The following is an 8,605-nucleotide window of genomic DNA, read 5'->3' on the forward strand; positions in this document are numbered from 1 at the left end:
CCGATGACCACCTTCGACGCGATCGACGGGACCACCCTCGCGTATCGGACAGTTGGGGTTGGAGACCCACTGGTCTGCCTGCCGGGCGGGCCGATGCGCGACTCCGCGTACCTCGGTGACCTCGGCGGTCTGGGCGCGCACCGGACGCTTGTCATCCTCGACCCGCGGGGCACCGGCCGCTCGGCGGTCCCGGCGGACGTCTCGACCTGCCGCTGCGACCGCATGGTCGACGATGTGGAGGCGCTGCGCGGCCACCTGGGCCTCGACCGGCTGGATCTGCTCGGGCACTCAGCCGGTACCAACCTGGCTCTGCGATATCTGACCCGACACCCCGATCGGGTGGGCCGACTCGCGCTGGTCACCCCGAGCATCCGAGCGGTCGGGCTGGAGGTGACCGACGCGCAGCGTCAGGAGGTCACCGATGCCCGGGCCGGCGAGCCATGGTTTCCGGTGGCAGCCGCGGCGGTGGAGTCCATCCTCGCGGGCCGGGCCGGGCCCACCTCCCAGCAGGAGATCGCTCCGTTCCTGTACGGCCGGTGGGACACTGCCGCCCAGGTCCACCAGGCCGCTGAGGCCGGTCAGCACAACGAGGAGCTGGCGGCGATCTTCAGCTCCGAAGGCGCCTTCGACCCGCCGGCCACCCGTGCGGCGCTCGCCGCACATCGAGGCCCGGTGCTGCTGCTCGCAGGTGCTGTCGACCTGGCCGCACCGCCCGGCCTGGTGGCCCGGTTCGCCGAGCTGAGCCCCAGCGCGGAGCTGGTCGTTCAGCCGGGCGCCGGGCACTACCCGTGGCTCGACGACGCCGAGGCGTTCACCGCGACGGTCGCGGCGTTCCTCACCGGCTCGGATGGTGCTTGAGTCTCCAGCGGGGGGGAGACGCGAGGGTGAGGGCATGAGCGAGGAGACACGACACACGATCGGCGAGCTGGCGCGACGGACCGGCCTGAGTGTCAAGACCATCAGGTACTACGCCGACAGCGGGATCGTGCCGCCAACGGACCGCAGCCCGGCCGGCTACCGACGGTACGGCCCGGCGGCCGTGGCCCGGTTGGAACTGGTCCGCACGTTGCGTGAGCTGGGTTTGGACCTGGCCACCATCCGGCGGGTGGTGAACCAGGAGGTGTCGCTGCCCGAGGTGGCCGCCGCGCACGCCGAGGCGTTGGCGGTGCAGATCCGGGTGCTGCGACTGCGCCAGGCGGTGCTCACCGTGGCGGCGAGGCACGGGTCGGGCCCGACCGAGGTGGACGAGCTGCATCGGCTGGCCCAGCTCACCAGTCACGAGCGCGGGCAACTGGTGTCGGATTTCCTCGGCAGCGTCTTCGCCGGCCTCGGCGACCAGCCCGCGTACCCGGGGGTGATCGTCTCGATGACACCGGAGCTTCCCGACGATCCCACCACCGGGCAGATCGAGGCGTGGCTGGAGCTGGCCGAGGTGTGCCGGGACCCCGAATTCCGGGCGCGGATGCGGCTGCTGGCGCGGCAGCACGCCGCCGACAACGACGTCCCGGGGCTGCCCCGCCCGGACGCCGTCGCGGTGGTCCGGGATGCGGTGGCCCCCGCCTTGACGGCCGGTCTCGACCCGACCAGCCCGGACGCCGACCCGGTGGTCGCGGCCGTCACCGGTCGGTACGCGAGCCTGCACTGTCACTCGGACGACGCCGACCTGCGCCAGCGGTTGCTCGACCGGCTCGTTCCGGCCAACGATCCCCGCCGGGACCGCTACCTCGACCTGTTGGCGGTGGTCAACGGCTGGTCGACCGGCGAGGCGACCGCGCCGGCGGTGGACTGGTTCATCCGGGCCCTGCGCGCCCGGATGCCCCAACCCACCACCTGAGCTGAGGGACCGGTCAGCCGAACCAGGTCATCTCCTGGCCGTGGCCTCTGGCCCAGGCCAGCGGCTTCCCGTCGAGCGCGAGAACGTTGTGATGCGCGTCGTTCGGCGGCTCGGGCAACGCGTCGTACCGCAGCACCTCCGACCCCTCGTTCGCCACCCAGTGTCCCGGCAGCTCGCGGACCAACCGGACGAACGCGTCCCGGCGCGGGCGCGGCACCTGGTAGAGCACGGACGTGTGGAAGACCACCAGCGTCGCGTCGGCCGGCGCCCGCGCGGCCAGCGCCGGCAGGTCGTCCACCAGGTCGCCGCGGACCAGCAGCGGCGGGTCGGCCGCGGCGACCGCCGCCGCGGCCCGCAGCCGGGCCCGCCGGTGGGCCTGTTCCGGCCAGATCAGGGCGTCCAACCAGGACACGTCGTCGGGGTCGGTCACGTCGAGCGGGTTGAGGTCCAGGCCGGCGCGCCACACCACCCGGGGTACGCGTGCCGGCGGCACCAACCCGGTGGCCGCGCAGTCGAGGACCGGCTCACCGGAACCGACCTGATGATCGCCGTAGCGGTACCCGTACCGGTCGGGGTAGAGGCAGAGCCCGGCCGACGCGCCGACCTCCAGCAGGGCGAGGGGCTGCGGCAGCGCGGCGAGGACCGGCAGCAGGACGGCGCACCGGCCCGCCTCGTTCGTCTGGGTGGCCCGGGTGAGCATTTGCGCCTCGATGGCGGGCCAGTGCGTCAGCACGTAGTCGTGGAAGGCGACCGGGTCGTCGACCGGGCCACCGAGCCAGCGGACGACGCCGAGCAGCAGATTCGGCTGCCGCTTGGCCGGTGGGAGCCCGTCCAGCAGGGCCAGCAGGTCGTCGTCGTGGGCGACTGCCTGCGACAGGCGCTCGTACGTGGGTGACACCCCGCGCGCCTCGCGGCTGCCGAACTTGGCGTACGCCTCAGCGGTCGTCATGCCCTCATCGTCGCAGCCCATTCCTCGGTAATTCAGCCCCCATTCCCGTGCGCTGACTCACCCGCTCGTAGAGTGCGGCGGCGGCCGAAGCGTTGAGCAGCAGCTCAACAGGGTCGAGCAGGGGCAACGGGGAGGTACGTGTCGTGCGGGGTGACGGTGTCCGGGTACTGATCGTCGGCGGAGGTGTCGCCGGACTGGCGACGGTGGCCGCGCTGCGAGAGTGGGGCGCGACGGTCGACGTGGTCGAGCGGGCGTCCGGGCCGACCGACTCCGGCACCGGGATCTACCTCACCGGCAACGCGACCCGGATGCTCGACGTTCTCGGTCTGCGGGAGCCGGTCGCCGACGTCGCCGTCGAGATCACCCGGCAGCGCAGCGCCAACCAGCGCGGACGTCGCCTCTTCGACATCGACGTGGCCGCGCTCTGGCAGGGCGTCGGGCCGTGCGTGTCGTTGCCCCGGGCACAGCTGCACCGGGCACTGCTCGACGGCGTCGGCGACGCCCCGATCCGCTGGGGCCGCCAGCCGGTCGCGCTCCGGCGGGAGGGCGACCGGGTCGCCGTCGAGTTCGACGACAACAGCACCGGACGGTACGACCTGGTGCTCGGCGCGGACGGGGTGCACTCGACGGTCCGCCGGCTCGCCTTCGACGACCAGGCGGCCCGCGACCTCGGCCAGTACGCGTACCGGTGGGTCGCCCCCCGCGTCGACGACGAGCCGGTCTGGTCGGTGCAGTTGGGGCGCGGTCGGCAGTTCCTGACCATTCCGATCAGCGCCGAGCAGACGTACTGCTACTACAACGACGGCCCGGTGGCCAACCGGCCCGGCTGGCGCGACGAGGTGAGCGCGGCGTTCACCGAGCCGGTGGCCACCATGCTCAAGGCCCTCGACTACGACGACAGCACCCTGCACGCGGGGCCGAACCAGGAGGTCGTGCTCGACTCCTGGGCCCGGGGGCCGGTGCTGCTGATCGGCGACGCCGCCCACGCCACCTCGCCGAACATGGCCCAGGGCGCGGCGATGGCCCTGGAGGACGCGGTCGTGCTCGCTTCCTCGTTGGCCGCCGCCGGATCCATCGCCGAGGCCCTGCGCGGGTACGAGGAGCGACGCCGCCCGCGTACCGACTGGGTGCTCAGCCAGACGCACCGCCGCGACAAGGCCACCGGGCTCCCGCCCGCGCTGCGCGACGTGGTGATGCGCCGCTTCGGCGAGCAGATGTTCCGCTCGAACTACGGCCCGTTGTTCGCCCAGCCCTGACCGGCCGAAAGCAGCCGGGACGAGCCCATCGCCGCTCACGGCAGCTGGCCCGGCCTGTCGACGATGGCGATGCGGAGTAGCGCGACAGCGTGGTACAAGGACTCCTTGCCGTTACGCACCACCGAATTACGGGTGCCAAGGTAGACGTGGGAGTCCCGATCGAAGATGAGATCCAGGTTGCCGCCGATCACGCCGGGCATACGAATCGCCACCCCGTGCCGGCCGGCGACGTCCACCACGTCGCCCGATATGACGACCGCCCCGGGCTCCCGTGCCAGCACTTGGAACAGAGCCGCCAGCGCTCGGGGCGGCAGGTAGCCGTCGAGCATCGACCACGCGGTGGTGTACGCCATGCTCTCGCCCCCGTACACGGCCTCCTCGTCGGCGCCTTCGGGGAGATGCAGGTCGACCGGGTGTTCCCGAAGGTATCGAAGCAGTTCGTCCGGATCGGTGGGCAGGTCCCCGTGGTACGCGGGCGGCTGGAACGCGTCGAGCTCCTTCGTGGGATCGGCGGCATCGCCCATCCGGAGCACCCTCAGCTCGCCCCACCCGTTCGGATCGGTCTCCGGTCGGTAGCGTCCCTGCGTGTACGCGACTCCGCCGGCCGACTGCCACAGTTGGTTCCGAATGGTCTGATACGGGCCGCTGTCCGGCAAATCCCGGATCGTCGCCAGGGATTCCGTGAAGACGTACTGGTCGGGCCGAGCGGTTAGCTCCGGCTGCTGCCGGGCCGCGTCGGCCGCCAGATGGAAGATCTCCGAGGCGCTGGCCGTGGGCGGCGGCTGATCACCCAGCCTCATGGTCTGCACGGCCAGCGCACCGGCGGTCAGCGTGACCGCCAACCCGAACGCCCCGGCGAGGCGCCAACCGCGCAGGAACCGGGTACGACGTCCGGCCGGACGGGCCACCGAAGCCGTCTCGGCCCGCCGGGCGACGTGTGCGGTCAGATCCCTGAGGAGCTGCTCCTCGAAACCCTGCGGCGACCGTTCGGTCTCGTTCATCGTCATCTCCGTCTCATCAGGCGAGGGTGGTGACCGGGCGGGCGAGCACGGCGCGGAGGACGCGGCGGGCACGATGCAGGCGGACCCGAGCGGCGACAGGTGACATCGCGAGCACTGCCGCCGCGTCCGCGACGGTGAGGCCGTCCACGGCGACGAGTTCGACAAGCGTTCGGGTGCCCTCGGGCAACTCGCTCATTGCCCAGTGGGTGCGGCGGGCCGCCGATTCGGCGTCGATCCGCTCCTCGATGCGGGCGATGTCATCGGGGCCCAGGTCACGTCGTCCGGCCAGTCGGCCGGTCACCCGCAGTCGTTGGGCCGCCCGACGCCGCTCGTCGCCGATGACGTTGCGGGCCACCCCGTACAGCCAGCCGATCTGGCTCCCCCGGTCCGGCCGGTAGCCGGCCGCCGACTCGATCACCGCCAGGAACACGTCGGCGGTCAGGTCGGCGGCGAGGTGCGGATCGTCGACCCGTCGCGCCACGAACCGGCCCACCGCCTCCAGGTGCCGCCGGTAGAAGACCTCGAAGGCCACCGGATCGGCCCCGATGCCGGAAATATCGTCGTCGTCATCGGCTCGGCTCGGCTCGTTCACAGGCCGTCCCCCCTCGTAGCCTTCACACCCCTTCTTCGTACGGCGGATCAGCGGTGTTACCGAACCATCCGCACCACGGCCGCTTCCTGCCCGGCGTTGAACGCGACGATGCTGGTCCAAGTGGGCAACCGCCCTGGTGATGGGGCATTATCGAAGCACCGGCGACTGGCGGCACGGGGATGGTGGAACCATCGGGGAGCCTCTCGCGGGCGTCGACCGCCTGGGCGCCTGCGTCGAGGGACCGTCATGACCACAACCAGCCCATCCGTCGAGAGCCACGCCCCGTCGGGCACGGCCCGACTCCTGCCGGGTGCACCAGTGGCCGAAGCCGTCCTGGCCGAAACCGCCGCCGCGGCCACCCGCCTGCGCGACCGCGGCATCACACCGAGCCTCGCCACCATCCTCGTCGGCGACGACGACGCCAGCGCCGGTTACATCGCCATCAAACAGCGTCAGGCCGCCGCACTCGGGTTCGCCTCCCCGCACGTGCACCTGCCCGCCACCGCCACCCAGGCCGATCTGCACCAGGCCATCGCCCGGTTCAACAACGATCCGGCCGTGCACGGACTGCTCGTGCAGTACCCCGTTCCGGGGCACCTGGACTACGACGCGGCGCTGCAGACCATCGACCCGGACAAGGACGTCGACGGCATGCACCCGCTCAACATGGGGCGTCTCGCCGTCGGCCTGCCCGGCCCGCTGCCGTGCACCCCCGCCGGCATCGAAGCCCTCCTGGCGTACTACGAGATCCCCGTCGCCGGTCGTGAGGTCGTCATCCTCGGCCGCGGCGCCACCCTTGGCCGTCCCCTGGCGATGCTGCTCGCCCAGAAGCGCCCGACCGCCAACGCGGCCGTCACCGTCGTACACACCGGCGTGCCCGACTGGGCCCGCTACACCCGCCGCGCCGACATCCTCGTCGCCGCCGCCGGCGTACCCGGGATCGTGCAGCCTGAGCACGTCAAGCCCGGCGGCGTCGTCATCGGCGCCGGCGTCCGCTACGACGGGCGGCGCCTCCTACCGGACGTGGACGAAGCGTGCGCCGAGGTCGCCGGCGCGATTACCCCCCGGGTCGGCGGGGTCGGCCCGACCACAGTCGCGATGCTGTTCCGCAACGCCGTACGCGCCGCCGAACGAGCGAACCAGTAGCCCGGTCACCAAGATCACTTGATGCTGAGTAGTCAGAGCGGCTCGTCTACAACTACTCAGCATCAAGTGATCGGGCCGGCTTCCTGCGGCTGGAGATCTCCTCCAGGTGCTGGAGCTGGTGCTGCCGGACCATCTCGTCCCAGACCTCCTGGTCGTAGTCGGGGTCCGGCGGGATCCACTTGTGCGAGTTGTCGCTGTAGTGGAACCGCTCGTCTCCCCGCCGGATCAGACTCACCGGACCCAGCCCAGGAAGCGCCGGTGCAGCAGCCCGGCGGGTACCCAGGTCAGATCCTCGGCCGCCCAGACCAGGTAGGACCCCATGTAGAGGGCCAACGACACGGGTGCGCCCTCGAACTCGGCACGCAGCTCCGTGCGCCGGGTCCGGCAGGGCCAAGGGGCACTGCAGCCACCGCAGGTCCACACCGGAAGGACCGGGCCGTGGGTGGTCACGGCAGACCATCCAGGAAGCGCCGGGTGACCGACCGGGCGTGCCAGCGGGCCGCCCATTCCGCCTGATAACAGGGGTACGGGGACAGCCGCGCCCACCACCAGCGACAGCCCACGCACAGCCCGTCGACACCGGGCAGGTGCACGGACAGGATTCGTCCGACCTGATCCTTGGTCACTCCTGCTCCTCCCCTGGCCAGTGGCCTCGCCGGATCGGGATGCGGTGCTGGGCTCGGCACGGCAGGTCGGCCCCACATCGGCAGATCCACCGCCACCGCTGCCACGACCAGACCGGCCGATGCCGCCGAGCCAGAGTCATCGCCACCGCCAGCAGGTAGTCGTCGTACGGCACCCGGTCCTTCATGGACTTCCCGCCGTTCCACTCGGCTGCTTGCGCGTCCATTTTGCGCGCGCATTTTTAGATAGTCAACGAAGACCAGTCATAAGGCCTGGGCGTGTTCGGTGATCCTGCTCCAGGTGCTAGCGGCACAATGACGGCCATGGAGAGTCCGACCTTCGTTCGCTTCCAGCTCGGCGCACAGCTCCGCCGGGTCCGGGAGGAGGCCAGCGTCACGGCCGAGCAGGCTGCCGACGTCATCGAGGTTTCGGCGAGCACGCTCCGGCGTATCGAGGCCGGACGCGTGGGCATCAAGGCCCCAGCGCTGAATGCTCTACTTGACCGGTACGGCGTCACCGATGCCGAGTTGCGCGACACGCTGCTGTCGATGGCGAAGACCGGCAAACAGCGCGGCTGGTGGGCGAAGTACGGCGACCTACCGTCGTCGTACCGCCAGTACATCGGCTTGGAGTCGGCAGCCGAGGAGGTGCAGAACTTCGAGACCTTGGTGGTCCCGGGGCTGCTCCAAACTGCGGATTACGCCCGAGCAATGACCAGCGAGGACGCCTTCGAGCCTTCGCCAGAGGCGGTGGAGCGACGGGTCGCGGTGCGGATGCAGCGGCAAGAGCTGATCGCCGCCGGCAAGCTACGACTCGTTGCCGTGCTCGACGAGGCAGTTCTTCACCGTCAGATCGGCGGGCCTGCCATCATGGCCGATCAGCTCACCGCCCTGCTGGATGCCAGCAAGCGCTGGAACGTCAGCGTTCAGGTAATCCCGTTCCGCGAGGGCGCCTACGCCTCGATGCTGACGAGCTTCCACATCCTCAACTTCGCGGACGGACCCGGCGTGGTCTACATCGAGGGCCTCACGGGCGACCTCTACGCGGAGGGCGAAGACGTGAGGCGTTGTACGGTGGGGTCTGCTGCACCGATAGGTGACAGTTTCAGTCACGCGGCCTGACTGGCCGATGGGGTCATGATGGTCTCGTACTCGATAGGGGTCAACCGGGACAGGGATCGTTGGCGTCGGCGGCGGTGGTAGG

General features: G+C 71.0%; 11 protein-coding genes and 1 riboswitch. Of the genes, 5 read left to right on the forward strand and 6 right to left on the reverse strand.

The annotated features are described in order from the left end of the window. Positions 1-3 precede the first annotated feature (3 nt). Positions 4-858 carry an alpha/beta fold hydrolase gene (locus tag DLJ59_RS08615; RefSeq protein WP_124771972.1) on the forward strand — a complete coding sequence of 285 codons (855 nt, stop codon included), beginning with the start codon at positions 4-6 and terminating at the stop codon, positions 856-858. Positions 859-892: 34 nt separating this feature from the next. After that, complete coding sequence (locus DLJ59_RS08620; protein ID WP_124771973.1) at positions 893-1,834, forward strand: MerR family transcriptional regulator; 942 nt, start codon at positions 893-895, stop codon at positions 1,832-1,834. Positions 1,835-1,847: 13 nt separating this feature from the next. On the opposite strand, the gene DLJ59_RS08625 is transcribed toward DLJ59_RS08620, so the two are convergent. After that, positions 1,848-2,783 (reverse strand): DUF2332 domain-containing protein, encoded by a 936-nt coding sequence (locus DLJ59_RS08625; protein ID WP_124771974.1) that lies wholly within the window; start codon positions 2,781-2,783, stop codon positions 1,848-1,850. 143 nt (positions 2,784-2,926) lie between these two features. Between DLJ59_RS08625 and DLJ59_RS08630 the strand changes: the two genes are divergently transcribed. Continuing rightward, positions 2,927-4,039 carry an FAD-dependent monooxygenase gene (locus tag DLJ59_RS08630; RefSeq protein WP_244235910.1) on the forward strand — a complete coding sequence of 371 codons (1,113 nt, stop codon included), beginning with the start codon at positions 2,927-2,929 and terminating at the stop codon, positions 4,037-4,039. A gap of 35 nt (positions 4,040-4,074) precedes the next feature. On the opposite strand, the gene DLJ59_RS08635 is transcribed toward DLJ59_RS08630, so the two are convergent. Further along, positions 4,075-5,040 (reverse strand): CU044_5270 family protein, encoded by a 966-nt coding sequence (locus DLJ59_RS08635; RefSeq protein ID WP_124771975.1) that lies wholly within the window; start codon positions 5,038-5,040, stop codon positions 4,075-4,077. 16 nt (positions 5,041-5,056) lie between these two features. Beyond that, positions 5,057-5,632, reverse strand: coding sequence for an RNA polymerase sigma factor (locus DLJ59_RS08640; protein ID WP_208648599.1), 576 nt, complete (start codon positions 5,630-5,632; stop codon positions 5,057-5,059). A 151-nt stretch (positions 5,633-5,783) separates the two neighbouring features. Next, positions 5,784-5,865, forward strand: a riboswitch (ZMP/ZTP riboswitch). A gap of 13 nt (positions 5,866-5,878) precedes the next feature. Here DLJ59_RS08640 and DLJ59_RS08645 point away from each other — a divergent pair. Beyond that, positions 5,879-6,778 (forward strand): bifunctional 5,10-methylenetetrahydrofolate dehydrogenase/5,10-methenyltetrahydrofolate cyclohydrolase, encoded by a 900-nt coding sequence (locus DLJ59_RS08645; RefSeq protein ID WP_124771976.1) that lies wholly within the window; start codon positions 5,879-5,881, stop codon positions 6,776-6,778. Between the two features lie 52 nt (positions 6,779-6,830). Here the strand turns inward: DLJ59_RS08645 and DLJ59_RS08650 are convergent, their stop codons facing one another. The 3 genes from DLJ59_RS08650 to DLJ59_RS08665 all read right to left on the reverse strand — a co-directional run bounded on the left by DLJ59_RS08650 (position 6,831) and on the right by DLJ59_RS08665 (position 7,628). Next, positions 6,831-7,013 (reverse strand): hypothetical protein, encoded by a 183-nt coding sequence (locus DLJ59_RS08650; RefSeq protein ID WP_124771977.1) that lies wholly within the window; start codon positions 7,011-7,013, stop codon positions 6,831-6,833. Between the two features lie 211 nt (positions 7,014-7,224). Next, positions 7,225-7,404 carry a hypothetical protein gene (locus DLJ59_RS08660; RefSeq protein ID WP_124771979.1) on the reverse strand — a complete coding sequence of 60 codons (180 nt, stop codon included), beginning with the start codon at positions 7,402-7,404 and terminating at the stop codon, positions 7,225-7,227. Continuing rightward, positions 7,401-7,628, reverse strand: coding sequence for a hypothetical protein (locus DLJ59_RS08665; RefSeq protein WP_244235911.1), 228 nt, complete (start codon positions 7,626-7,628; stop codon positions 7,401-7,403). Before DLJ59_RS08665 ends, DLJ59_RS08660 begins: the two co-directional genes overlap by 4 nt. A gap of 97 nt (positions 7,629-7,725) precedes the next feature. Between DLJ59_RS08665 and DLJ59_RS08670 the strand changes: the two genes are divergently transcribed. After that, positions 7,726-8,523 (forward strand): helix-turn-helix domain-containing protein, encoded by a 798-nt coding sequence (locus tag DLJ59_RS08670; protein ID WP_158630809.1) that lies wholly within the window; start codon positions 7,726-7,728, stop codon positions 8,521-8,523. Positions 8,524-8,605: the final 82 nt, after the last annotated feature.

The sequence above is a fragment of the Micromonospora inaquosa genome, from assembly GCF_003857055.1.
Taxonomy (GTDB): Bacteria; Actinomycetota; Actinomycetes; order Mycobacteriales; family Micromonosporaceae; genus Micromonospora; species Micromonospora inaquosa.